The organism is Vibrio sp. S12_S33, assembly GCF_963889785.1.
GTDB classification, from domain to species: Bacteria; Pseudomonadota; Gammaproteobacteria; order Enterobacterales; family Vibrionaceae; genus Vibrio; species Vibrio aestuarianus.
In genome coordinates this window covers 1-282 of sequence record NZ_CAWPQZ010000334.1, presented here as the reverse complement: position 1 = coordinate 282, position 282 = coordinate 1, and the positions used below count along the sequence as shown (strand labels likewise).

The window sequence follows — 282 nt, the reverse complement described above, 5'->3', positions numbered from 1 at the left end:
ATCTCTTCATTTCTACGGTGGTTTACTTTGAATTCACGGTAAAATTCACATAACAAGCAATTCAAGTGGATTCTCAACGCGTGGCAGTTTTACTATGCGTCAGGTAAAGTGCTTTACGGTGCAATGCGGCGGCTTGGTCAGTGCGTTGTTCACCACTTAATTGGGCGTTATGTGTTTGATGAGTTTTTAGGGTTAACTCTACGATTTCATTGAGAATTCGTTCCGTTTTTTCGGCAAGTTGGCTTGGTCGAAATGGATTCTTGAACAACCTGAGATTGATCG

General features: G+C 41.8%; 1 protein-coding gene. It reads right to left on the bottom strand.

Translation table 11 applies throughout. The features are described from left to right. Positions 1–73: 73 nt before the first annotated feature. A partial coding sequence (locus AACW06_RS20365; protein ID WP_238336790.1) for a hypothetical protein occupies positions 74–282 on the bottom strand: 209 nt, incomplete at its 5' end.